At 73.2% G+C, this 24,993-nt stretch carries 19 protein-coding genes and 2 pseudogenes; 13 read left to right on the top strand and 8 right to left on the bottom strand.

What is annotated here, in order from left to right; genetic code table 11:
* From ACZ4VT_RS19795 to ACZ4VT_RS19750, 10 genes are all read left to right on the top strand, one after another.
* Window positions 1–422: NADPH-dependent F420 reductase (locus ACZ4VT_RS19795; RefSeq protein ID WP_467951281.1), on the top strand; the 422-nt coding region annotated here is incomplete at its 5' end.
* Window positions 419–949 carry a (2Fe-2S)-binding protein gene (locus ACZ4VT_RS19790; RefSeq protein WP_467951351.1) on the top strand — a complete coding sequence of 177 codons (531 nt, stop codon included), beginning with the start codon at window positions 419–421 and terminating at the stop codon, window positions 947–949. The genes ACZ4VT_RS19795 and ACZ4VT_RS19790, both read left to right, overlap by 4 nt.
* A 5-nt stretch (window positions 950–954) precedes the next feature.
* Complete coding sequence (locus ACZ4VT_RS19785) at window positions 955–3,360, top strand: xanthine dehydrogenase family protein molybdopterin-binding subunit (RefSeq protein WP_467951279.1); 2,406 nt, start codon at window positions 955–957, stop codon at window positions 3,358–3,360.
* Window positions 3,357–4,187, top strand: coding sequence for an FAD binding domain-containing protein (locus ACZ4VT_RS19780; protein ID WP_467951276.1), 831 nt, complete (start codon window positions 3,357–3,359; stop codon window positions 4,185–4,187). Before ACZ4VT_RS19785 ends, ACZ4VT_RS19780 begins: the two co-directional genes overlap by 4 nt.
* 54 nt (window positions 4,188–4,241) lie before the next feature.
* On the top strand, window positions 4,242–5,498 hold the full coding sequence (locus tag ACZ4VT_RS19775; RefSeq protein ID WP_467951274.1) for an MFS transporter: 1,257 nt from the start codon (window positions 4,242–4,244) through the stop codon (window positions 5,496–5,498).
* Window positions 5,495–7,006, top strand: a complete 1,512-nt coding sequence (locus ACZ4VT_RS19770) for an ATP-binding protein (RefSeq protein WP_467951272.1) — start codon at window positions 5,495–5,497, stop codon at window positions 7,004–7,006. Before ACZ4VT_RS19775 ends, ACZ4VT_RS19770 begins: the two co-directional genes overlap by 4 nt.
* 12 nt (window positions 7,007–7,018) lie before the next feature.
* On the top strand, window positions 7,019–7,360 hold the full coding sequence (locus tag ACZ4VT_RS19765) for a nuclear transport factor 2 family protein (RefSeq protein ID WP_030656331.1): 342 nt from the start codon (window positions 7,019–7,021) through the stop codon (window positions 7,358–7,360).
* A 116-nt stretch (window positions 7,361–7,476) separates the two neighbouring features.
* The gene (locus ACZ4VT_RS19760) at window positions 7,477–8,124 is read left to right on the top strand and encodes a TMEM175 family protein (RefSeq protein WP_467951269.1); all 648 of its coding nucleotides are present in this window, start codon (window positions 7,477–7,479) and stop codon (window positions 8,122–8,124) included.
* Between the two features lie 72 nt (window positions 8,125–8,196).
* Window positions 8,197–9,519, top strand: a complete 1,323-nt coding sequence (locus ACZ4VT_RS19755) for an IS701 family transposase (RefSeq protein WP_467951267.1) — start codon at window positions 8,197–8,199, stop codon at window positions 9,517–9,519.
* Window positions 9,519–10,688 (top strand): XdhC family protein, encoded by a 1,170-nt coding sequence (locus ACZ4VT_RS19750; protein ID WP_467951265.1) that lies wholly within the window; start codon window positions 9,519–9,521, stop codon window positions 10,686–10,688. The genes ACZ4VT_RS19755 and ACZ4VT_RS19750 overlap by 1 nt, the downstream gene beginning before the upstream one ends.
* On the opposite strand, the gene ACZ4VT_RS19745 is transcribed toward ACZ4VT_RS19750, so the two are convergent.
* A complete protein-coding gene (locus ACZ4VT_RS19745; RefSeq protein ID WP_362810574.1) occupies window positions 10,685–11,050 on the bottom strand; it encodes a cupin domain-containing protein in 366 nt (121 codons plus the stop codon). The genes ACZ4VT_RS19750 and ACZ4VT_RS19745 overlap by 4 nt on opposite strands.
* Window positions 11,051–11,285: 235 nt before the next feature.
* On the opposite strand from ACZ4VT_RS19745, the gene ACZ4VT_RS19740 reads away from it, so the two are divergent.
* Complete coding sequence (locus tag ACZ4VT_RS19740) at window positions 11,286–12,728, top strand: GuaB1 family IMP dehydrogenase-related protein (RefSeq protein WP_362810576.1); 1,443 nt, start codon at window positions 11,286–11,288, stop codon at window positions 12,726–12,728.
* Window positions 12,729–13,060: 332 nt separating this feature from the next.
* Window positions 13,061–13,573: pseudogene (locus ACZ4VT_RS19735) on the top strand (sigma-70 family RNA polymerase sigma factor); the annotation flags it as partial.
* A gap of 103 nt (window positions 13,574–13,676) precedes the next feature.
* Here ACZ4VT_RS19735 and ACZ4VT_RS19730 read toward each other — a convergent pair.
* The 7 genes and pseudogenes from ACZ4VT_RS19730 to ACZ4VT_RS19700 all read right to left on the bottom strand — a co-directional run.
* Window positions 13,677–16,373 (bottom strand): annotated as a pseudogene (locus ACZ4VT_RS19730) (ATP-binding protein); the annotation flags it as partial.
* An 85-nt stretch (window positions 16,374–16,458) separates the two neighbouring features.
* Window positions 16,459–17,694 carry a sensor histidine kinase gene (locus ACZ4VT_RS19725; protein ID WP_467951349.1) on the bottom strand — a complete coding sequence of 412 codons (1,236 nt, stop codon included), beginning with the start codon at window positions 17,692–17,694 and terminating at the stop codon, window positions 16,459–16,461.
* Between the two features lie 5 nt (window positions 17,695–17,699).
* Window positions 17,700–19,454 (bottom strand): sodium/solute symporter, encoded by a 1,755-nt coding sequence (locus ACZ4VT_RS19720; RefSeq protein ID WP_467951262.1) that lies wholly within the window; start codon window positions 19,452–19,454, stop codon window positions 17,700–17,702.
* A gap of 118 nt (window positions 19,455–19,572) precedes the next feature.
* Window positions 19,573–19,848: a hypothetical protein gene (locus ACZ4VT_RS19715; protein ID WP_362814223.1), complete on the bottom strand. Its 276-nt coding sequence runs from the start codon at window positions 19,846–19,848 to the stop codon at window positions 19,573–19,575.
* A 196-nt stretch (window positions 19,849–20,044) separates the two neighbouring features.
* Window positions 20,045–20,872 (bottom strand): LytR/AlgR family response regulator transcription factor, encoded by an 828-nt coding sequence (locus ACZ4VT_RS19710; protein ID WP_467951259.1) that lies wholly within the window; start codon window positions 20,870–20,872, stop codon window positions 20,045–20,047.
* Between the two features lie 123 nt (window positions 20,873–20,995).
* Complete coding sequence (locus tag ACZ4VT_RS19705) at window positions 20,996–21,949, bottom strand: SCO0930 family lipoprotein (RefSeq protein ID WP_467951348.1); 954 nt, start codon at window positions 21,947–21,949, stop codon at window positions 20,996–20,998.
* A 118-nt stretch (window positions 21,950–22,067) separates the two neighbouring features.
* The gene (locus ACZ4VT_RS19700) at window positions 22,068–23,087 is read right to left on the bottom strand and encodes a GDSL-type esterase/lipase family protein (RefSeq protein ID WP_467951257.1); all 1,020 of its coding nucleotides are present in this window, start codon (window positions 23,085–23,087) and stop codon (window positions 22,068–22,070) included.
* 415 nt (window positions 23,088–23,502) lie between these two features.
* Between ACZ4VT_RS19700 and ACZ4VT_RS19695 the strand changes: the two genes are divergently transcribed.
* Window positions 23,503–24,984, top strand: a complete 1,482-nt coding sequence (locus tag ACZ4VT_RS19695) for an amino acid permease (protein WP_467951255.1) — start codon at window positions 23,503–23,505, stop codon at window positions 24,982–24,984.
* Window positions 24,985–24,993: the final 9 nt, after the last annotated feature.

Raw genomic sequence — 24,993 nt, 5'->3', positions numbered from 1 at the left:
GGATGGTGCCTTTCGACATTGTGGGGGGGCTGCTCCCTCCGTGTGTCGTGCAGGAAAGGGTGCTCTGGGACGCCACCAACGCGTTCGGCGGCCCCCCCGCGCCCGCCGACCTCGGCGGGCGCGGCTCCAGCGACCTGGTCGCCGAGTGGTACCCCGGCGCCCAGGTCGTGAAATCCCTCAACACCATGCATTTCGAAACCCTCGCCGTCGCCGGCACCGCATCCGGAGAGCGCCTGGCGCATTACACGGCGGGCGACGACGTGAAAGCGAAGGAAATCGTCGCGGGAATCATCGCGGATCTGGGATTCGCGCCCGTGGACACCGGCCCGTTGCACTCCGGAGGAATTCTCCAGCAGCCCGGCGGGCCCCTCTTCAACCGGCCGCTCACGGAAGCGCAGGCGCTGGCATGGATATCACACTGAATGTGAACGGAAGACCGGAGGAGTTCTCGGCCGAGCCGAACGAACTGCTCGTGGAACGGCTCCGCGACGGCCTCGGACTGACCGGCACCAAGGTCGGCTGCGACACCGGCCAGTGCGGCTCCTGCGTCGTCCGGCTCGACGGCAGGTCCGTCAAGAGCTGCCTGGTCCTCACCGCCTCGGCCGCGGGCGGCGCGGTGGCCACCATCGAGGGCGTCACCACCCCCGGCGGCGAGCTGACCGGCCTCCAGGAGGCACTGCGCCAGGAACACGGCACCCAGTGCGGCTTCTGCACCCCCGGCATGGTCATGGCGCTCGGCGAACTCGTCGACACCACCGCCGGCGGCGAGGCCCCCACCGAGCCCGAGATCCGTGAATGGCTCACCGGGAACCTGTGCCGCTGCACCGGCTACCACAGCGTCGTACGGGGAGTGCAGCGCGCCTGCGCGGCCGCCCGCGCCGAGGAGCCCGGAGCCCTCTCCGGGGCCGGCGCCGGCGCCGCGTCCGACGCTGCCGGACAGGAGGTGTGAGGGACATGACCGCAGTGACGGGGGACGCCCCTGCCGGGGGCGGCGCAGTGCTCGGGCAGCCGCTGGACAGCCGCGAGGACCCGCAGCTGCTGCGCGGCGAGGCGACGTACGTGGCGGACATCGACCTGCCGGGCACCGCCCACATGGCCATCCTGGGCAGCCCGGTCGCCCACGCGAGGATCCTCTCCATCGAGACCAAGGCCGCGGAGCAGCTGCCCGGTGTGCTGAAGGTGGCCACCGCCGCCGATTTCACCGACGTGATGCCGCTGCCCTGCATCTGGATACCCGGCGGGGTCGAGAGCCACTTCCCGCCCCACCCCTACGGACTTCCCGGCGCCCGCCCGGTCCTCACCGGCGACGCCGTGCGGCACGTCGGCGACCCGATCGCCGTGGTCGTCGCCGAGACCCCGCGCCAGGCCGCCGCGGCGCTCGCCGTCATCGCCGTCGAGTACGAGCCGCTGCCCGTGGTCACCCGGGCCGACGAGGCGCTCGCCGAGGGCGCGCCCCAGCTGCACGAGGCGGTCCCGGGCAACCTGAACGCGTACTGGACCTGTGGCGACAAGGACCGCACCGACGCGGCCATCGCCGAGGCCGAGGTCACCGTCGAGCTCGACCTGGTCAACCAGCGCACCATCAACAGCCCCATCGAGCCCCGCGGCGCGGTCGGCGACTACGACGCCGCCACCGGCGAGTACACGCTGTACGCCTCCACCCAGGGCCCGCACAACCACCGCTTCTTGCTCTCCGCGCTGGTCCTCGGCATCCCGTTCAACAAACTCCGGGTGATCGCCCCGACGGTCGGCGGCAGCTTCGGCACCAAGGGGTACCTCTACCCCGACATGGCGCTGGTCCTGCTGCTCTCCAAGGCGCTCGGCCGGCCCGTGAAGTGGGTGGACACCCGCACCGGCCTGATGAACTCCACCGTCCAGGGCCGCGACCACCGCCAGCACGTCACCCTCGCAGGTACCCGCGACGGCCGCATCACCGCCGTGCGCGCCACCAGCTACGCCAACCTCGGCGCGTACCCCTCCACCATCGGCCCCGGTGTCGCCACCGCCCTGATGGGCCGCTCCATCAGCGGCATGTACGACATCGGCGCGGCCTTCTGCGAGGTCTACGCCGCCTTCACCAACACCGTCTCGCTCGGCGCCCAGCGCGGCAGCGGGCGGGCCGAGGCCGCCTTCCTCATGGAGCGCCTGGTCGACCGGTACGCCTCCGAGATCGGCATGGACCCGGCGGCCGTACGGCGCAAGAACCTGGTGCCGAAGGAGAAGTTCCCGTACGACAACGGTCTGGGCTGGACCTACGACTCCGGGAACTACGAGCTGAACTTCGACCGGGCGATCGAGCTGTCGGGCTACGCCGACATGCCCGCCCGCAAGGCCGAGGCCCGCACCCGCGGCAAGCGCCTGGGCGTCGGCCTCGCCACCTACGTCGCGATCTGCGGGGTGGGCCCCTCCACCCGGATGTCGCAGGAGGGCATGCTCGGCGGCACCTGGGAGAGCGCGAACATCCGCGTCCACCCGACCGGCGAGGTCACCGTCACCGTGGGGTCCGCCTCCACCGGCCAGAGCCACGGCACCGTCTTCGCGATGGTCGCCGCCGACGAGCTCGGCATCGACCCGGACACCGTCCAGGTCCTCGAAGGCGACACGCAGAAGGCCCCGTACGGGCAGGGCACCTACGGCTCGCGCTCGTACAGCATGGCCGCGCCCGCCGTCGCCCTCACCGCCCGCAAGATCAAGACCAAGCTGGTGAAGGCCGGCGCCGTGTTCCTGAACGTCCCCGAGGAGAAGGTCGTCTACGAGGGCGGCAAGGTCTTCGAGGAGGGCAACCCGGAGAACACCAAGACCTTCGCCGAGCTGGCCATGGCCATGTGGTACGGGTGGGGACTGCCCCCGGAGATCGAGCCGGCCCTCGACGAGACCACCCACTTCGATCCGCCGGACTTCAACTACCCCTTCGGGACGCACGTCGCGGTCGTCGAGATCGACGAACTGACCGGCGAGACCGAGGTGGTGGCCTACACGGCCGTCGACGACGCGGGCAACATCGGCAACCCGAAGATCGTCCACGGGCAGATCGAGGGCAGCATCGTGCACGGCCTCGGCCAGGCCCTCATGGAGGCCGCCGAATACGACGAGAACGGACTGCTCGTCAGCTGCGACCTCAACCACTACGCCCTGCCGCGCGCCGCCGACGTGCCGTTCTTCGCGCTCGACAAGACCGTCACGCCCAGCCCGCACAATCCGCTCGGTGCCAAGGGCGCCGGCGAGATCGCCACCGTCCCGCCCGCCGCGGCCGTCGTCAACGCCGTCGTCGACGCCCTCTGCGACCTGGGCGTCCGGCACATCGACATGCCGCTCACCCCCGAGAAGGTCTGGCGCCGCCTGAGAGGGGAATCCCAGTGATCCTCACCGAGTTCGACTACGTCCGCCCCGCCGGCCTCGACGAGGCCCTGGCCCTGCTGACCGGGACGCGCGGCGCCCGGCTGCTGGCCGGCGGGCAGACCCTCCTGCCCGACCTGCGGACGGGCGCCGACCACGCCCGCCTGCTGGTCGACATCCGGCAGCTCACGGAACTGCGGGGCATCCGGCGCGACCCCGGCGGCGGGCAGCTGCGGATCGGAGCCCTCACCACGCTCGCCGAACTCGCCGCGGACCCGCTGGTGCTCGCCGAGGCACCCGAACTGGCCGCCGCGGCCCGCGCCAACGGCGACCCCCAGGTCCGCAACCTGGGCACCGTCGGCGGCAACCTCGCCGCCGCCGGCCGGGCCACCGACCTGCCGGTCGCCGCGATCGCCGCGGACGCCGCGGTCGAACTCGCCGGTCCCGACGGGCGGTCGGCCCTGCCGGCCGAGGAGTTCGCGGCCGACGGCGCACCCGCCGCCGCGGTGCTCACCGCCCTGCTGGTGCCCGCCGCCGGCCGGGCCGCCGCCTTCGAGAAGACCGCCGACCGGGCCACCCGCTACCCGGTGTGCGCCACGGCCGTACGGATCACACCCGGCGGACCGCGCATCGCCGTCACCGGAGCCACCCCCCGCGCACTGCGGCTGCGCGGGGTCGAAGACCGCCTGCGCGGGGGCCCGTACAGCACCGACGCCGTCCTCGCGGCCTTCCGCGCCGAGCCCCGGGAACTCTTCGTCCCCGGGCGCGGCACCTCGGCCGAGTACCTCGGCCACCTCGCGGGGGTACTGACGGCGCGAGCCTTGCAGAGGGCCGAGCAGGCACTCGCCTGATCGCCCATCACGGGGCCCGGGCAGGGCCCCCTCACGGGGGAGTTGAGTGAAGCAGTGGCCGAATCATCGAAGACGACCACGGGGGTAACCGTGCACCCGGCCGCACCCGCGGCCGGAGCGCCCAGAGGCTCCGGCTTCTGGGTGGTGGGAGCGGTCCTCGTCCTGCTGATGCTCTCCTCCTCCGTGCCCTCCGCCCTCTACGTGCTCTACCAGCAGGAGTGGGACCTGTCCTCCGGCATGATCACGGTGGTCTTCGCCCTGTACGCCGTCACCGTGCTCGCCGGGCTCCTGCTGTTCGGGTCCCTCTCCGACACCCTGGGCAGGCGCCCGGTCCTGGCCACCGGGCTGGTCCTGGCGATCGTCTCCATGGTCCTGTTCGCCGGGGCCCAGGGGCTCGGGCTGCTCCTCGCCGCCCGCGCCGTCCAGGGCCTGGCCGTGGGCCTGGCCACCGGGGCGATGGGTGCGGCCCTGCTGGAACTCAGCCCCGCCTCGAAGCCCGCGCTCGGCGCCCAGGTCAACAGCGCGGGCCCGACCGTGGGCATAGGGCTCGGCGGGATCGGGGCCGGACTGCTCGTCCAGTACGCGCCCGCGCCGACCGTCCTGAGCTACCTGCTGCTGGTCGGGGCCTTCGCCGTGACCCTGGTGGGGGTGTTCCGGATGCGCGAGAGCGCTCCCGGCGCCGGGGGCCGCTTCCGGGTGGTCCCGCACCGGATCCGCGTACCGGAGGGCGCCCGCGGCCGCTTCGCCGTCCTCGTGCTGACCATCGTCGCCGTCTGGTCGGTGGGCGGCTTCTACCTCTCGCTCGGCCCGCACCTGGCGCTGTCGCTGCTGGAGTCCACCAACTACCTCGTCGGCGGCGCCACGGTGGCACTGCTGGCGGGCGCCGCCACCGTCGCCCAGCTGATGCTCGGCGGCACCGCGGCGCTGCGCACCGCCGTGCTCGGACTGTTCGGCCTGCTCACCGGTCTCGGCCTGGTGCTCCTCGCGCTGGGCCTCGGCTCGGCCGCGGTGTTCCTGGGGGCCACCGCGGTCCTCGGCAGCGGCTGGGGCGCCGCCTTCCTCGGCTCCTTCCGGGCGCTGAGCGCACTCGCCGAACCGGCGCACCGCGGTGAACTGACCGCCGCCGTATACGTCTTCGCGTACCTCGCGATGAGCGTGCCGGCGGTCCTCGCCGGGATGCTCACCAACATCCACGGGCTGCACCGCACCTCCGTCGGCTTCATGGCCGCCGTCGCCGGGATGTGCGCGCTGGCCCTGCTGGCCACCCTGCGACTGGCCGCCCGCACCAGGGCAGAGGAGGGCACGGTATGAAACCGGCAGAACTGCGGTCCGCCCTGCGCTCGCTGGAGATCTTCGAAGGACTGGCCGAGGACCAGCTGGACTGGCTGGTCTCGGTGTCCGAACCCAGGATGCTCGGCGACGGGGAGGTGCTCTTCCGGGACGGCGAGGAGGCCGCCGGCTTCCACGTCCTGCTCTCGGGCGGGCTGGTCGTCACCAAGGTCGTCGACGGCCGGGAGGAGGTGCTCACCCGCCACTCCACGGAAGAAGAGAGCGCTTCCGCCGAGGAGCACGACGGCAAACCGCCGGCCGCCCACCGGTTCACGGGCGAACTGCCCCTGCTGACCGACGGCTCGTACGTGGCCACCGCGGCCGCGAGCGGGCCCTCGACCACCGTCGTGGCGTACCCCAAGGCGGTCTTCTTCGAGATGCTCACCCGCTGCCACGGCGTGGCCGCCGTCCTGATCCCGGTCCTGGCCTGGCGGATCAAGTCCTCCGAGGTGCAGGCCCGCAAGCGGGCCACCGTGGAGGCGCTCGGCACGCTCGCCGCCGGGCTCGCGCACGAGCTGAACAACCCGGCGGCCGCCGTGGCCCGGGCCGCGCAGGAACTGGCACCGGCCCTGGACCGGCTCACCCGGACCGCCCAGGCCTGGGGCGCGGCCGCCACCGGCGCGGAGCGGGCCGTCTTCGACCGGCTCGCCGAGGAACTGGACAAGCTGCCGCCGCCCGTGACCACCGACCCCTTCGCCCAGGCCGACGCCGAGGAGGAGATCGCCGACTGGGCCGAGGAGGCGGGCACCGAACGGCCCGGGCTGCTCGGCTCCGGGATCTCGGACCTCGGGCTGGAGCTCGGCTGGCTGCTGGAGCGGCTGGAGGGGGTCGGCGAGCCGGCCCTCGCCTGCGCCCTGGACCACCTGGCGGCGCTGCTGGAGATCCGCTCGCTCGCCGCGGAGCTCCGGGCCGCGGGCCCCAGAATCTCCCAACTCGTCTCCGCCACCCGGGATTACGCCAATCTCGACCGGGCGCCCGAACAGCGCTTCCCGGTGACCGAGGGGCTGGAGAACACACTGGTCGTGCTGCGTGCCAAGCTCGGGGGCATCAGCATCGTGCGTGAGTACGAGCCCGGGCTGCCCGAACTGACGGGCTACCCGAGTGAGTTGAACCAGGTGTGGACCAACCTGGTCGACAACGCCGCCGAGGCCATGGAGGGCGCGGGCGTACTGAGCCTGCGCGCCCGGGCCGAGGGCGACTGCATGGTCGTGGAGATCTCCGACACCGGGCGCGGCATCCCCGCGGAATCCCTGCCGCGGATCTTCGAACCCTTCTACACCACCAAGGACGTGGGCAAGGGCACGGGCCTCGGGCTGCACCTGAGCTACCGCATCGTGACCCAGCGCCACCACGGCTCGCTCACGGCGCGCTCGCGCCCCGGCGAGACCCGCATGGTGGTCCGGCTGCCCTTCGCCGGCAGCGCCCAGTCCTGTGCCCCACCTGCTGCAACACCCGATACGGCATCCATCGAGGGCACCCCGCCCGGTTGAAAAGGAGTCGACATGGCCAAGTACGACATCTCCAAGCTGCACCCGGTGTTCGTCCGCCAGATGGAAGCGCTGGCGGCCCTGGACATCGAGGCGGTGATGAAGAACTACACCGACGACGCCGTGCTGCTGCGCTTCGAGGGGGTCTCGGTCGGCATCGAAGCCGTTCGTGAGACGTTCACCGGCTATCTCACGGTGAAGCCCACCCTCGTCGAACTCCAGGAGTACATCGAGACCGAGGACACCATCTTCTATCGGGCGATCATGAACCTGAACGGCGAACCGGAGCACGCGTTCGGGACACTCGTCGTCCGCGATGGCCGAATCTGGCGGCAGACCGCCGGATTCGGCGGCTGACGGCCGAAATCTGGGTAGCGTGTGCGGGGAGGGCGGGAGAACGCCCTCCCCGTATGTGTGGCATACCGTGCGTTTGCAGATCGCGCATATATGCGAGCGGTGGCAAAGGGGAGGCAATGGAAAACGAAACCGGGCGGATCGAGGCATTCAGTGACGGAGTATTCGCCATCATCATCACGATCCTCGTTCTGGAATTAAAGGTTCCGGAAGAAACGGGATCTGATTTCTGGCACGGGGTCCGGGATCAGTGGCCCCATTACGCGGCCTACGTCGTGAGTTTCCTCATCATCGGCGTGATGTGGGTGAACCACCACACCATCTTCAGTCACCTGAAGAGGGTCGACCGCCCCTTGTTGTTCCTGAATCTCCTGGTACTGATGGTGGTCTCGGTGATTCCGTACACCACCAACGTCCTCGCCGAGCACCTCATGGAGGAAGGCGGCTCCGCCCATGCCGCCGCGGTCCTCTACAGCGGCGTCACCGTGGCCTACGCCATGGCATTCCTGGCCTTCTGGTGGTACGTCACCCGGGTCGGCCACCTCTTCCACGAGAAGGTGGACCGGGAGGGCGCACGCGCCACACGGGTGCGTTTCGGCCTCGGCGCCATCGCCTACCCCCTCACCGTCGCCCTTGCCTTCTACTCGGCGACGCTCACGCTTGTCGCACACTTCCTGATCGCGATCTACTATGCGGCGAACCAGATCCCCATCCCCCTCGTGGTAGAGGAAGAGCGGCTCGAAACTGCCAGCGACCTCAGGAAGTAGCCGCCGGGGCCTACGGCCGTTCTCCGCGGTCAAGTAGGGTATTGGATCTAGCTGGTCGCGGGGGAGGCCCAGATGGCTCGCGTAGTCCTGCCGGAGGATTCCACGAAGGAAATCTCCGAATTGATCGACGTCCTGATCTCTCTGCTCTTCGAGTCCTTACCCCGGCGGGACCAGCGAAACTGGGCCCGCGTTTATCTGAACGGATTGGTGCGGACCACCGGGAAGAAAACAATCCGTAACATCGCCGGAACAGGGGCCAGTTCCGTCGAGCAGAGCCTCCAGCAGTTCATCAGCAAGTCCCCCTGGGACTGGACCCCGGTCCGGCGCTCCCTCGCCCAGCACCTCGAACGCACCGCGCAGCGCCCCCTGGCCTGGGTGCTCCAGCCCATGGTCATAGAGAAGGCCGGCGACCGCTCGGTCGGCGTCGGCCGGCAGTTCGTCCCCCAGCTCGGCCGCACCGCCAACTGTCAGCAGGCCAGCGGGATCTGGCTCGCCTCCAGCGAGGCCAGCTTCCCGGTCGAATGGACCCTCACCCTCCCCGGGCCCTGGACCAGTGAACTCCTGCGCCGCCGGCGGGCCGGCATCCCCGACACAGCCCGCTCCCTCACCCCCGCCCAGGACGCCGTACACGCCGTCCAGCGGATGGCCGCGACCTGGCAACTCCAGCGCCGGCCCGTGGTGATGGAGGTCGCCAACGGCGATCTGCCGCAGTGCATCGAGTCCTTCGCGCAGCAGGACATCCCCTTCGTCTTCAAGGTCGACGGCTCCCTGCCCGTCTCCTTCGGCGGCGCCGGCCGGCACAAACCCGGACCGCACACCGCCCCCGCCCGTGAACTCATCGACTCCCTGCGCTCCCAGCGCCGCGTCGTCGAATGGACCCGGCACGGCCGGGCCGAAGGCGCGGTGACCCTGCTGACCTCGGCCTCGATCCTCGCCACCCCCTGCGAGGAGCGGCCCCTGCCCGCGCCGCCCACCCCGCTGCTGCTGGTCGGAGCATGGACCGAAGCCGCCCTGCTGCCCTCCGAGTTCTGGATCACCAACATCGGCGACCGCCCGCTCGCCCAGCTCTTCCTGCTCGCCAAGCTCACCGACCGGGTCTCCCTGGACTTCACCGAGACCTGCGAACCGGTGGGCATCCGCGACTTCGAGGGCCGCTCCTTCCGCGGCTGGCACCACCACACCACCCTCGCGAGCGTGGCCCACGCCGCCCGGCTGCTCGGCACCCGGCCCCAGCTCCCCGACGTATACCCCGGACCCGCCCGTCCCGCCGTCACCCGGCCGGCCGCCCCCGCCGCCGCGGCCCGGCCCGCCCCGGCCCGGCCGGCGCCCCCGGCCGTCCTGCCGCCGCGCCCGTACCTCCCCGGCCAGACCCCGCGCCGCGAGTACATCCGCTGATGCTCGACATAGCCGATGAGCTACGCGCGTGGTGCGCCGCTCAGCGGGAGTTCGCGCTGGCCACCGTGGTGGCGGTCAGCGGGAGCGCCCCGCGCGGCCCCGGTGCCTCCCTCGCCGTCGACGACCGGGGCACCGCCCTCGGCTCCATCTCCGGGGGCTGTGTGGAATCCGCCGTGCACGAGCTGTGCCTCGACGCGATCGCCTCCGGCGAAGGCGGCCTGCACCGCTTCGGCTACAGCGACGACGACGCCTTCGCGGTGGGCCTTACCTGCGGGGGAGTCCTGGACGTACTGGTCACCCCGGTGCGCGGACTCGACCCCGTGCGGCCCGTGCTCGGCTCGGTGCTCGACGCCGCCGCGGGAGGGAGCCGCGCCGCGCTCGCCCGGGTGGTCTCCGGCCCGCCCCGCCAGCTCGGCCGGGCGCTCGCCGTCCACGCCGACGGCTCCTACGAGGGCGGGCTCGCCGGCGGCCCCGCCCTGGACCGGGCCGCCGCCGGCCGGGTACGGGCCCTGCTGCTGGCCGGGCGCACCGGCACCGCCGAGCTCGGCACCGCCGGCGGACTCTGCGGGGAGCCGCTGACCCTGCTCGTCGAATCGGCCGCCGAACCGCCCCGGCTCATCGTCTACGGGGCCATCGACTTCGCCGCGGCCCTCGCGCGGATCGGCGCCTTCCTCGGCCACCGGGTCACCGTGTGCGACGCCCGGCCCGTCTTCGCCACCCCGGAGCGCTTCCCCGCCGCGGACGAGGTCCTCGTCGACTGGCCGCACCGGCACCTCGCCGCGCAATGGGAGGCCGGCCGCCTGGACTCCCGTACCGCCGTGTGCGTCCTCACCCACGACGCCAAGTTCGACGTACCCGTCCTGGAGCTCGCCCTGCGGCTGCCCGTGGGCTACGTGGGAGCCATGGGATCGCGGCGCACCCACGCCGAACGCGAGAGACGGCTGCGGGAGGAAGGGGTGAGCGACGCCGCGCTCGCCCGGTTGCGCTCACCCATAGGGCTGGACCTGGGCGGCGCCACCCCAGAGGAGACGGCCCTGGCCATCGCCGCCGAGTTCACGGCGGTCCGGCACGGAGGAACGGTCCTCCCACTGGCCCGGCGCCGCGGCCCTGTGCACCGGCGTGCGGCGGAGGCAGCCGGGGCGGCCGGCAGGGGAGGGAGGCGCTCCTAGCCGGCCTGTGCCCTCACGTGGTCGAGCACCTTGTTGAACTCCTCGGTCGGCGAGAAGTCGACGTACTCGGTGTCGGTGAGCGCCACGGGGACGTGGCCCGGCCCCCAGTAGAAGGCCTGCCCCTCCTCGTACACCGTGTCCCCGTCCCGGGAGTGCATCAGCAGTCGGCCCTTGAGGAGGTAGCCCCAGTGCGGGCACTGGCACATGTCGTCCGGCAACCCCTTGACCGCCGCAGTCATGTCCGTGCCCTCGGGCAGGCGGAAGAATCCGACCGTGAGGTCTCCGCCGATCTCCTTGACCCGCACTTCCAGGCCACCGCCCTCAAGGGCGACGGGGGTTTCGTCCCGCGTCGTTCCGGCCATGGTCCGTCCTCCGTTCTCCGGCTTGTCCTCCTCTGCCTTCCTTCACTCTCCGCCCATTCGGCGCATCCCGCGCGTCCCCCCGTGACCGAGGTCCCGTAGGAAAGAACCATGGGGCCCGGTATGTCCTGGACGATCGGCCCGGACCGTGTGAACGCCAGGTCGTGGGAGAATGAAGTACGTGCGTTTCCTCGGCTGACCCGTCGGGGTACCTCCGATCGACTGGGATGTTCAGCACGTGCGTTTCCTCAATGACTCGAAGCCGCCGTACGACCTGACGTACGACGATGTGTTCATGGTTCCGAGCCGCTCCGCGGTCGGTTCCCGCCAGGGCGTCGACCTCTCCTCGCCCGATGGCACGGGCACCACCATTCCGCTGGTCGTGGCGAACATGACCGCCATCGCGGGCCGCCGGATGGCCGAGACCGTCGCCCGCCGCGGCGGCATCGTCGTCATCCCGCAGGACATCCCGATCGAGATCGTCACCGACGTCATCTCCTGGGTGAAGACCCGCCACCACGTGCTCGACACCCCGATCACGCTGGCCCCCACCCAGACGGTCGCCGACGCGCTGTCCCTGCTGCCCAAGCGCGCCCACGGCGCCGGAGTCGTCGTCGACGGCGAGGGCCGCCCGGTGGGCGTCGTCACCGAGCACGACCTGACCGGTGTCGACCGCTTCACCCAGCTCTCCGAGGTCATGTCGAAGGAGCTGCTGCTCATCGACGCCGACATCGACCCCCGCGAGGCCTTCAACAAGCTCGACGCCGGCCACCGCAAGCTGGCCCCGGCCGTCGACAAGGACGGCAAGCTCGTCGGCCTGCTCACCCGCAAGGGCGCCCTGCGCGCGACCCTGTACACCCCGGCGACCGACGCCAACGGCAAGCTGCGCATCGCGGCCGCCGTCGGCATCAACGGCGACTTCGTGGCCAAGGCCAAGCAGCTGCTCGACGCGGGCGTGGACACGCTCGTCATCGACACGGCGCACGGCCACCAGGAATCGATGATCAACGCGATCAAGGCCGTCCGCGCGCTGGACCCGCAGGTCCCGATCGTGGCCGGCAACATCGTCGCCGCCGAGGGCGTCAAGGACCTCATCGACGCCGGCGCCGACATCATCAAGGTCGGTGTGGGCCCCGGCGCCATGTGCACCACCCGCATGATGACCGGCGTGGGCCGCCCGCAGTTCTCCGCGGTGCTGGAATGCGCGGCCGAGGCCAAGAAGTACGGCAAGCACGTGTGGGCCGACGGCGGCGTCCGTCACCCGCGCGACGTGGCGATGGCGCTGGCCGCCGGAGCGTCCAACGTGATGATCGGCTCCTGGTTCGCCGGTACGTACGAGTCCCCGGGCGACCTCCAGCAGTCCGCCGACGGCCGCCTCTACAAGGAGTCGTTCGGCATGGCCTCCGCGCGTGCGGTGCAGAACCGCACGAGCGAGGAGTCGGCCTACGACCGTGCCCGCAAGGGGCTGTTCGAGGAGGGCATCTCCACCTCGCGGATGTTCCTCGACCCGGCGCGTCCGGGCGTCGAGGACCTGATCGACTCGATCATCGCCGGTGTCCGCTCCTCGTGCACGTACGCCGGTGCGGGCTCGCTGGCGGAGTTCGAGGAGAAGGCGGTCGTCGGCATCCAGTCCGCCGCCGGTTACGCCGAGGGCAAGCCGCTGCACGCCAGCTGGAGCTAGCTCTTCCCCGTGGCCCCCGGGCCCGTCCACCACGGACGGCCCCGGGGGCCACGCCCGTTCCCCGGGGGCCCGCCCCGCCCCCGGCCCCGCGCTTCTATCGCCGGCGGGGCTTCAAGACCGGGGCTCCGCCCCGAACCCCGCGCCTCAAACGCCGGCGAGGCTGGATTGGCCGGTGTTTGAGGCGCGGCGCGGGGTCCCGGGCGGAGCCCCGCGACCGTTCGGCGCGGCGGACGACCGTTCGGCGCAGGCGGGGGCCGGATACGTCATGCGGCGGATAACTCCGGGGCGCCGGTCGGTCACGCTGAGGTGACCCGACCAGGAAGGGGCACCCCGTGGCCAGAACCGAACCGCACGCCCTCGCCCGGCTGCACAGCGAGCACGGCAAGGCCCTCCACGGTTTCCTCCTCGGCCTGACCCTCGGCGACCGGCAACGCGCCGAGGACCTCCTGCAGGAGACCCTCTTCCGGGCCTGGACGCACCCCGAGGCCCTGGAGAGCGGCCACGCCTCCATCCGGCCCTGGCTCTACACCGTCGCCCGGCGCCTCGCCATCGACGCCCGCCGGGCCCGTCTGGTGCGGCCCGCCGAGGTCGGCCCGGAGGCCCTCGCGCACGTCCCGGCCGCCGCCGACGACCGCACCGAGCAGGCCGTCGCCGTCCTCGACGTCCGCCGGGCCCTGCGATTACTCAGCCCCGAGCACCGCGCCGTGCTCGTGCAGATCTACTACCGCGGGGCATCCGTCTGCGAGGCCGCCGAAGCGCTCGGGGTACCCGCGGGGACCGTGAAGTCCCGCACCCACTACGCCCTGCGGGCCCTGCGTGCCGCCATGCCCGGCTACGGACCCGATGCCCCGGCCGCCCCCGGCGCCCCGTCGCCCCGGCCGCCTGAGCCGCCACCGCCGCCCGCGAGCGGACCTGCAGCTTGGCCAGGATGTGCGAGACGTGCGTCTGTACGGTCCTCGGCGACAGGAACAGCGCGCTCGCGATCTCCGGGTTCGAGCGGCCCCGCGCCACCAGCAGCGCCACCTTCAGCTCGGCCGGGGTCAGCGCCTCCCAGCCGCTGGCCGGCCTGCGCCGCGCCGATCGGCTGCCCCGGCGCACACCCAGGCTGCGCAGCCGGGCGTCGGCCCGGGCGATGTCCCACCGGGCGCCCAGGCCCTCGTACGCCGCCGCCGCGCGCGTCAGCGCCGACCGAGCCCCGGCGAGATCGCCGTGCCAGGCCCGCGCCACCGCCAGGTCCTCCAGGGTGTGGCCCAGCACCAGCGGCCACCCGCCGCGCTCGCCCCGTGCCACCGCCCGCGCCAGCAGCTCCGGATCCTGGGCGAACAACCCCCGGCAGCGCAGCAGGGCCAGCGCCGGACCCGGGTACTCGGCCAGCGTCGCCGCCGCCCGCCCGCAGCGCTCCACCGCCGCCCGGGCCGTGGCCGTCTCCCCGCACTCCAGGGCCAGCCGGACGATCTCCGACAGCACCCAGGGGCGGTCGTACGCCACCGACTCCTCGACCCCGTCCTCCAGCGCGGGCGCCAGCGCCTCCAGGGCGTCGGCCGGGCGGCCGTCCCGCTCCGCCAGCAGCGCCCGGGCCAGCAGCACGTGGGAGGCGTAGCGGCGGGCCGTGGGCGTGGCGAAGGCATCGGCCGGCAGGTCCGCCAGCTCGGCCCCCGCCGCCTCCCGCTCGTCGCGGTGGCCCAGGACCAGCGCCCGCAGCCCGTGCACCACCACCGGCAGCCAGCCGTCCGACACCGGCAGCGCGCAGGCCCGGGCCACCCCGGCGAGGGCCTCGTCCCAGTCGCCGAGCCGGTAGTGGAACTCGGCGAGCCGCGCCTCGGTCACCACCAGCCGACCCGTCGAACGGGTCGCCACCGCCAGCTCGCGCGCCTCCCGCAGCGCGGCCGCCACGGCCCCCGGCTCGTCGAACCGCATGTGACCCTCCGCCTGGTTGGCCAGCAGCAGCAACCGCATGTCGTTGGCGCCGGGGCTGCGCCGGGCGCAGGCGATCCCGTCCGCGACATGGCGCAGCGAGTCCCGGCCGCGCCCCAGGTGGAACAGCGCGTAGGAGGCGGCGTGGTGGGCCTCCGCCCCGCACAGCGGATCGCGCAGCCGGCGCGCCCGCGCCACCACCGCCTCGGCCAGCGCGTACGCCTCCGCGGCCCGGTGCAGATCCGCCAGAGCCAGCACCCGGCAGGCCTCCAGGCGCAACCGCAGGGCGACGGAGGGGAATTCCTCCGCCAGCGCCCGCTCGGTGACCGCCAGGGAGCGGGCCATGTCGCCCTGGATCATCAGCGCGGAGACCAGTTTGAAGTCCACCGCGGCCCGCCGGTCGGGGTCCGTGGTCCGGGCGCGCAGCGTGCCGAGGAGGTCCACCGACTCGGGGCGGCGCAGCATCAGCGCCGCGTCCGCCAGCCGTTCCTCCAGCGCGTCGCGGGTCTCCCGTTCCCGCGGGTCGCCCTCGGAGATGGCCCGCTCCAGCAGCTCGGCCGCCGCGCCCGGCGCCCCGGCGATCAGCGCCGGGGCCGAGTCCGCCAGCCAGCGCACCGCCCAGGGCGCCAGTCGGCCGCCGCGCACCAGCTGTCCGGCGGTCCGGGCCGGATCCAGGCCCGCGCCGGCGAAGGCCCGTGCGGCGTCCTGGTGCAGGGCGTCGCGCAGGGCCTCGGGGGTCTCGGCGTACAGCGCCAGCCGCACCGCCGGGTGGCGAAAGCGCAGGGAGCCGCCGGTGTCCGTCAGCAGCCCGGCAGCCACCGGCTCCTCCAGGTCCGCGAGCAGCTCACGGGCCGGCCCGCCCCGTACGAGGGCCAGCTCGCGCGCCGTGAAGGCCGGACCCAGCAGGGCCGCGTGCCGCAGGGTGCTGCGCGCCGGTGCGGAGAGCCGGCCCGGCTCGCGGGTCAGCGAGGCGGGCGGTGGCGGCAACTCCTCCTCGGAGACGAGGAGTTCCGCGCGGTCTCCGTCGACGCGGAGCAGTCCGGACCAGTGCGCGAGCAGCTCCCGCAGCAGCCGCGGATTGCCGCCCGCCTGCTCGGCCGCCTCCCGCAGCCGGGGCCCGGGCTCCGCGCCCAGCAGGTCCCGGACCAGCCCCGCGGCCTCCGCCCCGGACAGCGGCTCCAGCCGGAGCGTGCGCCCGCCCGGGGTGGCGCACAGCTCCTCCAGCTCGGGCCGCCTGGGCAGCGGGCGCCGGGTCGCCGCCAGCAGCAGCGGCAGCCGGCCCGTCACCGCGCGGTCGGCCAGGCGCCGCCACAGCAGCAGGCTGGCCGCATCCGCCCACTGCGCATCGTCCACCACCAGCAGCAGCGGCCGCTGTGCGCACCATTCCTCGACCGCGGCCGTCAGCCGGTCCACGGCGGCCAGCAGGGCACCGCCCGGCCGCGCCGCCTCCTCCGCCTCCCGCAGCAGGGCGACGACCGCCGCCCGGTCCGGGCCGCGGGGGTGCAGACAGTCCAGTGCGGCGTGCAGCGGCAGTCCCATCCCCGGGGGGTCGCCCGCCGCGTACCGCACGCGGCAGCCCAGGGCCGCCGCCCGCGCCACGGCGTCCCGTACGAAGTCGGTCCGGCCCGCGCCGGGCTCGCCCTCCACGACCAGGAAGGCCCCACCGCCCGCGGCGCCCCCGCGCACCCATTGCCGTAACTCGTCACGAAGCTTCTCTCGCCCGGCCCGCACGTCGGCGATCCCTTCCGCAGTCACCGCGGGGGGTACCCCCGCCGGTCACGTCGCGCCCCTCCCAGGATGACACGCGATCGGTCGCTCAGGGGCGTGGGGGATGGTGTTCTGACGGTGAACTGTGCACGCCCGCACGGTACTTGGGAATGCGGATGGTGACCTTCATGCCCGCGCCGACGCCCGTCTCGATCACCGGACCGTACGCGTCCCCGTACACCTGCCGGATCCGCTCGTCGACATTGGGCAGCCCGATGCCGGAGGAGGAACCGCTGAGCTCCCCGGCCAGGATCCGGCGCAGCAGGGCCGGATCCATCCCCACCCCGTTGTCCTCGACGGTGATCACCGCCTCCGCTCCCGCGTCCTGCGCGGTGATGGTGATCCGGCACTCCTCGGTGGAGTCCTCCAGCCCGTGCTTGACGGCGTTCTCCACCAGGGGCTGCAGGCACAGGAACGGCAGCGCCACCGGCAGCACCTCCGGCGCCACCCGCAGGGTCACCTTCAGCCGGTCGCCGAACCGGGCGCCCGCCAGCGCCAGGTACTGCTGGACGGAGCGCAACTCCTCGGCCAGCGTGGTGAAGTCGCCGTGCCGCCGGAAGGAGTACCGGGTGAAGTCGGCGAACTCCAGCAGCAGCTCCCGGGCGTGCTCCGGATCGGTCCGCACGAACGAGGCGATCGCGGCGAGCGAGTTGAAGATGAAGTGCGGGGAGATCTGCGCCCGCAGCGCCTTGATCTCCGCCTCCATCAGCCGGGTCCGCGAACGGTCCAGCTCGGACAGCTCCAGCTGTACGGACACCCACCGCGCGACCTCCGTGGCGGCCCGCACCAGCACCGCCGACTCCCGCGACCCGTACGCCACCAGCGCGCCCAGCATCCCGTCCTCGCCGGTGAGGGGGGCCACCACCGCCCACTTCAGCGGACAGTCGGGCCGCTGGCACTCGGTCCGCACGCTCTGGCTGCGCCCCGACTCCAGCATCACCGCCACCCGGGCCATCGCCCGCCGTTCGTGGTGGTCGGCGCCCGGCCCGTCCCAGGCCAGCACCGACTCCCGGTCCGTGAGGCACAGCGCCTCCGTGCCGAGCAGCGAGCGCAGCCGCCGGGCGGCCTTGCGGGCGGCGTCCTCGGTCAGCCCGGCGCGCAGCGGGGGAGCGGCCAGCGAAGCCGTGTGCAGGGTGTGGAAGGTGGCCCGCTCCACCGGCGTCCCGAGGTCCAGCCCGGCCGCCCGTTCGCCGCGCCGGGCCTGCCAGCGGCCCGCCGCCCAGCCCGCGCCCAGCAGCAGGACCGCACCCGCCACCGCCAGCACGGCCAGCAGGGCCGGACCCACCGCGGTCACCGCGGACCCTCCCCGCTCCACCGGGGGGACCCCCACGCCCGGTCCACGGCCACGGTCTCCGGCAGGTGCAGCCGCGCCAGTGTGGCCGCCGTCCCGGCCGGGATCCGCGAGCGGGTGACCAGCGACACCGCGACCATCGTCAGGAATCCGAGCGGCACCGACCACACCGCCGGCCACGCCAGCAGCGTGTGCACCCAGCCCGCCGGGGCCAGCCCCGCCCGGGTCGCCAGCACCGCGCTCAGGGCCGCCCCGCCGCCGGTGACCAGCCCGGCCACCGCCCCGGGCGGGGTCAGCCCGCGCCACCAGATGCCCAGCACCAGCAGCGGACAGAACGAGGAGGCCGACACGGCGAAGGCCAGGCCCACCGCGTCCGCCACCGGAACGTCGGTGGCCGCGACGCTCCCGCCCAGCGGCACCAGGATCGCCACGAGCACCGCCGAACGGAAGCTGCGCACCCCACGCGCCGGCAGCACGTCCTGGTGCAGCACCCCGGCCACCGCCATCGTCAGTCCCGAAGCCGTCGACAGGAACGCCGCGAAGGCGCCCCCGGCCAGCAGCGCCCCCAGCAGCTCGCCGAGCAGCCCGCCCAGCATCCGCTCGGGCAGCACCAGCACCGCCGCGTCCGCGTCGCCGGTCAGGGCGAGTTCGGGGGCGTAGATCCGGCCCAGCGCCCCGTACACCGGAGGCAGCAGGTAGAAGACGCCGACCAGCCCGAGCACGACCAGCGTGGTGCGCCGGGCGGCCCGCCCGTTGGGACTGGTGTAGAAGCGCACCGCCACGTGCGGCAGGCCCATCGTGCCGAGGAAGGTGGCCAGGATCAGCCCGTAGGTGGCGTACAGCCGGTGCTCCGGGCGGTCCCCGGACAGCGGCTCCGACCAGCTGGACACGCCGAGTCCGGCTTCCGCGCGGGTATCCGGGACCGGCGTGTCCGGGGCGAACTCCAGCCGCGCGTGCGCCCGTACGGAATGCGCGCCCGGGGCCAGGGTCAGCGGGACCGCCACGTAGCCGCGACCGTCCACCTGCCCGGTCACCGTGACCGTCAGCGGCTCGTCCAGGGACAGCCGCACGTCCTCCGCGAGGGTCACCGAGGTGTGCTCCCGGAAGACCGCCGGCGCGTCGAAGGTGGCCCGCGGCGCCCCGTCCCCGGCCCAGGCGGCCAGCAGGAAGAAGGCCGGGACCAGCAGGGCCGTGAGTTTGAGCCAGTACTGGAAGGCCTGGACGAAGGTGATGCTGCGCATCCCGCCGGCGGCCACCGCCGCGCTCACCACGAAGGCCACGAGCAGCCCGCCGACCCAGTGCGGGGCCCCGGTCAGGACCTCCAGCGTCAGCCCGGCTCCCTGCAGCTGCGGCAGCAGGTACAGCCAGCCCACCCCGACCACGAACAGCACCGCGATCCGGCGCACCGCCTGCGACTCCATCCGGGCCTCGGCGAAATCGGGCAGCGTGTACGCGCCGGAGCGCCGCAGCGGGGCCGCGACCAGCGCGAGCAGCACCACGTACCCGGCCGTGTAGCCCACCGGGTACCAGAGCATCGCGGGCCCCTGCAGCAGCACCAGCCCGGCCACCCCGAGGAAGGACGCGGCCGAGAGGTACTCCCCGCTGATGGCCGCCGCGTTGAGCCGGGGCCCCACCGTGCGCGAGGCCACGTAGAAGTCGGAGGTGGTCCGGGATATGCGCAGACCCAGCGCGCCGACCAGGACGGTGACCACCACGACGACGGCGACCGCGGTCAGCGCGTACGTCTGGTTCACCGGTCGGTCCTTCGGCGGAGGGGGGTGGAGACCGGAGTCTATGCACGGGCCCGGACCCGGCAACAGGCCTGATCCGGCCCTGCGGCGCCGCGGCCGGGGGCTCCGCGCCGCTGCCGGATCAGACCGCCGGGTCGCGGTGCTCGGCGCAGTCCCGGAGGGCGATCTCCAGCTCCACGTACGACTCCTCCGCGCGCCGGAACGCCAGCGTCAGCGCGGCCTCCGCACGCGGCGGCACCTGCTCGCGGACGCCCTCACGGGCCTCGTACAGGATGTCGGCCCAGCGGGCGGCAGCACTGCGCAGCCGGGCCAGCAGAGCCTCCGCCTCGGCGGGGCCGGCGGGCCGGGTGCGGGGCAGTCCGCTCAGGGCGTCGACCAGCGCCTGGATCTCGGACATCTCGCTCCTCCCGCGCCGGAAGATCCACGATACGCAGGGGCGATGGCAGTGGCGGGCCGTTCACGCCGGCGGTGCGGCCGACGGCTCCGGCGGATCGCCGTACGTCCCTCCCCGCGCGACGAACGGCACCCGCGCGCGCCGGACGGTCGCCGGCCGGCGGACGCGCGCGCCGGACGGCCCCCGGCGGCGGCCGCTTTCAGCCCGTGGCGTGCCGCATCAGGAGGTCCCGCAGCTCCCGTGCGTGCCGGCGGCTGACCTGGAGCTCCGCCGAACCGACCCGGACGCTGGTGGTGCCCGCGTCCAGCCGGATCTCGTCGATCCGGGACAGCGCCACCAGATGGCGGCGGTGGATCCGTACGAACCCGCGCGCCGCCCAGCGCTCCTCCAGCGTGGACACGGGGATGCGGACCAGGTGGCTGCCCTCGGCGGTGTGCAGGCGGGCGTAGTCGCCCTGCGCCTCGACGTAGGCGATGTCGGCGATCGCCACGAAGCGGGTGACCCCGCCGAGTTCGACCGCGATCTGCTCCGGCGCGCGGTCGGCGACCGCGACCTCGGGGGCCGGGCGGCGCGGTGGCACCGCGGCCGGCGGGCTCGCCACCGGCTCGGCGGCGGCCGGCGGCGCCTCCCCGGCGCGGCCCAGCTGCGCACAGGCCCGCCGGACGGCCTCGGCCAGCCGCTGGGGGCGCACCGGCTTGAGCACGTAGTCCACGGCCTTCAGGTCGAAGGCCTGTACGGCGAAACCCTCGTGGGCGGTGACGAACACGATCAGCGGCGGCCGCGCGAACCCGGCCAGCAGCCGGGCGATGTCCAGACCGGTCAGCCCGGCCATGTGGATGTCGAGGAAGACCACGTCGATGGCGTCGGCCCCGTCCGGTCCCGACTCCAGCGCCCGCGTGACCCGGCGCAGGGCCTCGGTGGCGTCCGAGGCGCCCTCCGCGCTGAGTACGCGGGGGTCCGAGCGCAGCAGGTAGAGGAGTTCCTCCAGGAGCGGCTTCTCGTCGTCGACGGCCAGTACGCGCAGCATGGCGCCGAGTCTAGGTACCGGCGCGCCGCGGCGGAACGGGGCGCGGCCCCCGCCCCGGGGGATGGGGGCAGGGGCCGCGCGACCGTGGTGGGGGGCCGGGAGGGTTGCGGAGGAGTGCCGGGACTACTGGACGGTGATGAGCTTGCCTTCCGGGGAGACGGCGTACCACGTGCCGCCCACGCCCTGGCCGTTGATGTCGCCGGGCTTCTTGTCACCGGTGAAGGTGTAGACGGGCCAGCAGTCGACGCTCTGCTGCTTCAGGCCGTCCGGGCGGTTGAGCACCGTGTAGTTCTTCTCGGCGATCCCCTTGTCCTCGGCCTTCTCCACCGGCGCGACGACCGGCCACTTGGCCAGGCAGTCGCCCACGCACTTGGAGGTCATCGGCCACTGGGTGTCCGGCTTGAACCGGTAGACGGTCATGCCCTTGCCGTCGACGATGTGATCGCCCAGCTTGGGGTCCTTGGCCACCGACAGCTTCCCGTCGGCCTCGGCGGCGCCGCCCGCGGCCGGCGGTGCCCCCTCGGTCGCCGCCCCCTTGGCGGCCTTCTTGCCGTCCGGCGCGAGCGCGAACCACACCCCGCCGACGCCCTGGCCGTTGAAGTCGCCCGCCTTGGTGTCCTTGTTGAAGCGGTACGCGGGCCAGCCGGCCACCGTCAGCTGCTTGCTGCCGTCGCTGCGCACGACCTCGCCGAGCAGCGAGGGGTCCATGCCCGCCGAGGCGGTGGCATCGCCGGCGGCGACCACCGGCCAGGTCTTCTCACAGTCCCCGTCGCAGTTCGACTTCGGCGGCTTGGCCGTGTCCTTGTCGAAGCGGTAGAGGGTGAGGCCGGCGCTGTCGGTGAGAACCGCGCCCAGCTGGTCGTTGTTGGCGATCGCCAGCTGCCCGGCGGTCTTGGCGCCCGATCCCGCGTCCGCGGCGGGGGCTCCGTACCCCCCGTCCGCGGCGGGGGCCTGGGCGGCGGCACCGGCGGGCTGGGCGGTGTCGGCCGCCTTGTCGTCCGACGGACCGCAGGCGGTCGCCGCGAGGACGACCGTCATCGCGACGGCTGCAAGGGTGGTTCCGCGCTTGATGCCCATCTTGATCTCTCCCACATGTGGTGTCTGTCGTGCCGTCGCCCCCGGCGGCGGCAACTGTGCTCAGGACACGCCCTGATGGCAGGGATCTGTTCAAGGGAGCTCGTGTGGGCTGTTTCACTCACCCCGCGCCGAACCCGGTGCGCCGCAGAGCCGTGGCCACAGCGAGGCCGAGTACCTGATGTCCGCTGTCGTTGGGGTGCAGCCCGTCCTCCAGGTGCTCGGGACCGAGCAGGTCGCGGCCCGGGAGGACGGCGAGCCGGTCGTCCCCGGCGGCGATCCGGTCCCGGGTGGCGCGCTCCATCGCGTCGCGCAGCGCGCCCAGGGTGGCGCCGAGCTTGTTCGGGGTGCGCTCGGCGTCGGGCCGCAGCACCGGCGAGACCAGCAGCAGTGGGGTCCGCGGGTGACCCTGGCGGACCAGGTCGAGGAAGGCGCGCGTGGTCTCGTACAGCAGGGGCGCGGAGAAGGGCACCCGGGACCAGCAGTTGGTGCCGAAGGCGAGCGTGAGGACGTCGGCGGGCAGGCCCGCGAGCTGTTCGGCGGTGGTGAGTTCGCCGCGCGCGGCGCCCGCGTAGCCGAGGTTGACGGTGTCCCAGCCGAGGGCCCGGCCGGTGACGGCGGGCCAGCCGTGCGCGGGACGGGTGGACCACCAGCCCTCGGTGATGGAGTCGCCGTGCACCACCCAGCGCGGGGCGGCCGGCGCCGGGGCGAGCGGGCCGCCGATCCCGCGCAGGCCGAGGACCAGCGGGGACTGGGTCTCGGGCGGGTGGATGGTGAAGGGGCCGGTGCCGCCCCCCAGGCCGATCCGTACGACGGCCTCCGCGGCCGGTTCGGTGAACACCTCGGCGACCACCCCGTGCCGGTCCCAGAGCGCGAAGCCGTGCGCGAGGTCGCGCAGGGCGTCGGTGGGGCCGGGCACGGTCGCCCGGTAGCGGACCTCCACCGCCTGCGCGGTCTCCGTGGTGAACTCCAGCCGGACCCCTATGGGCAGGGTGGCCCGCTCGCCGGTGTCCCACGGCAGCCGCATGGTGTCGGCCGGGTCGGCCCGCACCGGGCGACCCTGGTCCAGCCAGGCCACCCCGCGCAGGAAGGGCTGCGGATCCTGCCACGGCCACCGCTCGTCAGCGCCCGGTCTGCTCACGCTCCGCCTCCGATCGTGTGTCCGCGGTCTCGGCGACCCGTACCCCGCGCGGGCGCGGATCCACCGCCTCCGGTCGCACCAATGCCGTCAGGCGGCACGCTGCGACACACCTGACGAGGTGTCAAGAAACGGGGTTCGGAGAGGGCTGCGCAGCGATCGATCATCCGCACGCAACAAAGGACCATCCCGGACAGATCCGCGCAACGATCGTGCGCCAATGTGCAAGGATGGTGCATTACGGGCGGTATCACTCAGCTCGTAGGCTCACTCGCTGTACGTGGAGTGGCGGATCGCCAGCTCGGCGGTCCTCCCATGCTCAGGCCCCTTCCCCCGTCGGGCCCTGTCCTGCTCCGGACCGTCGCGGTCGACGCCTCATCCCCGACCTCCCCGATCCGCAGTGACAAGGAGTCCCCTCGTGCTCGACCACGGCCAGGCGCCACCGCTCGCCTCGAAGCCCGTCAACCCGCTGCTCCGCCGCAAGCCGGTGGAGCAGCTGGTCTCCGAGGGCGGCCAGGGTGAGGGCGGAGCGCTCAAGCGCTCGCTCACCATGTGGCAGCTGACCATGATCAGCATCGGCGCCACCCTGGGCACCGGCATCTTCGTCGTCCTCGGCGAGGCCACCCCGATCGCCGGCCCGGCCGTCTTCGTCGCGTTCATCCTCGCGGGCCTGACCGCGCTCTTCTCGGCGCTCTCCTACGCCGAGCTCGCGGGCTCCATCCCCGTCTCGGGCTCCTCGTACTCCTACGCCTACGCCACCATGGGCGAGCTCATAGCCTGGGTCTGCGGCTGGTGCCTGGTCCTGGAGTACGGCGTCTCGGTCGCGGCCGTCGCCGTCGGCTGGGGCCAGTACCTCAACGAGCTGCTCGACGGCACGCTCGGCTTCACCATCCCCGAGGGCTTCTCCGCCCCGCTGGGCGAGGGCGGCTACATCAACCTGCCCGCCCTGGTCGTCGTCCTGCTCTGCATGGTCTTCCTGCTGCGCGGGGCCAAGGAGAGCGCCCGGATCAACTCGATCATGGTCGCCGTCAAGATCGTGACGCTGGTGCTCTTCTGCGTCATCGGCTTCATGGGCATCAAGGCCGGCAACTACACCCCGCTGGCCCCGCTCGGCGTGACCGCCATCAGCACCGCCGCCTCCATGCTCTTCTTCTCGTACATCGGCTTCGACGCCGCCTCCACCGCCGGTGAGGAAGCCAAGAACCCGAAGAAGGACCTGCCGCGCGCGATCATGCTCTCGCTCGCCATCGTCACCGCGATCTACTGCCTCGTCGCCCTGGTCGCCGTCGGCGCCATGCCGTGGCAGGAGTTCGAGGGCAGCGAGGCCGCCCTGGCCCAGATCATGGAGAACGTCACCGGTCACTCCTTCTGGAGCGTCATCCTGGCCGCGGGCGCCGTCGTCGCCATCGCCAGCGTCGTCTTCGCCGTCCTCTACGGCCAGACCCGCATCCTCTTCGCCATGTCCCGCGACGGCCTGATGCCCAAGGCCTTCGCCAAGGTCGACCCGAAGACCGGCACCCCCCGCGTCAACACGATCATCGTCTGCCTCTTCTGCGGACTGCTCGCCGCCTTCATCCCGCTGGGTGAGCTGGCGAACGCCACCAGCATCGGCACGCTCTTCGCGTTCGCCCTCGTCAACGTGGCCGTCATCATCCTGCGCAGGACCCGCCCGGAGATGAACCGCACCTTCAAGGTCGCGCTCTTCCCGGTCACCCCGATCGTGGGCTTCCTCCTCTGCGCCTACCTGATGACGGAGCTGCCCGGAATCACCTGGCTGGTCTTCGGTGGCTGGATGGCCGTCGGGCTCGTGATCTACTTCTTCTACGGCATGCGCCGCTCCAGCCTGGCCACTGTGGCCGCCCTGGCCGACACGGCCGAGGAGGCCGCTGAACAGAAGTGATTCACCCCC

The organism is Streptomyces sp. NPDC029164 (genome assembly GCF_055563995.1).
Note: the sequence above shows the minus strand (reverse complement) of the source record. Positions and strands in the feature narration are given on the sequence as shown.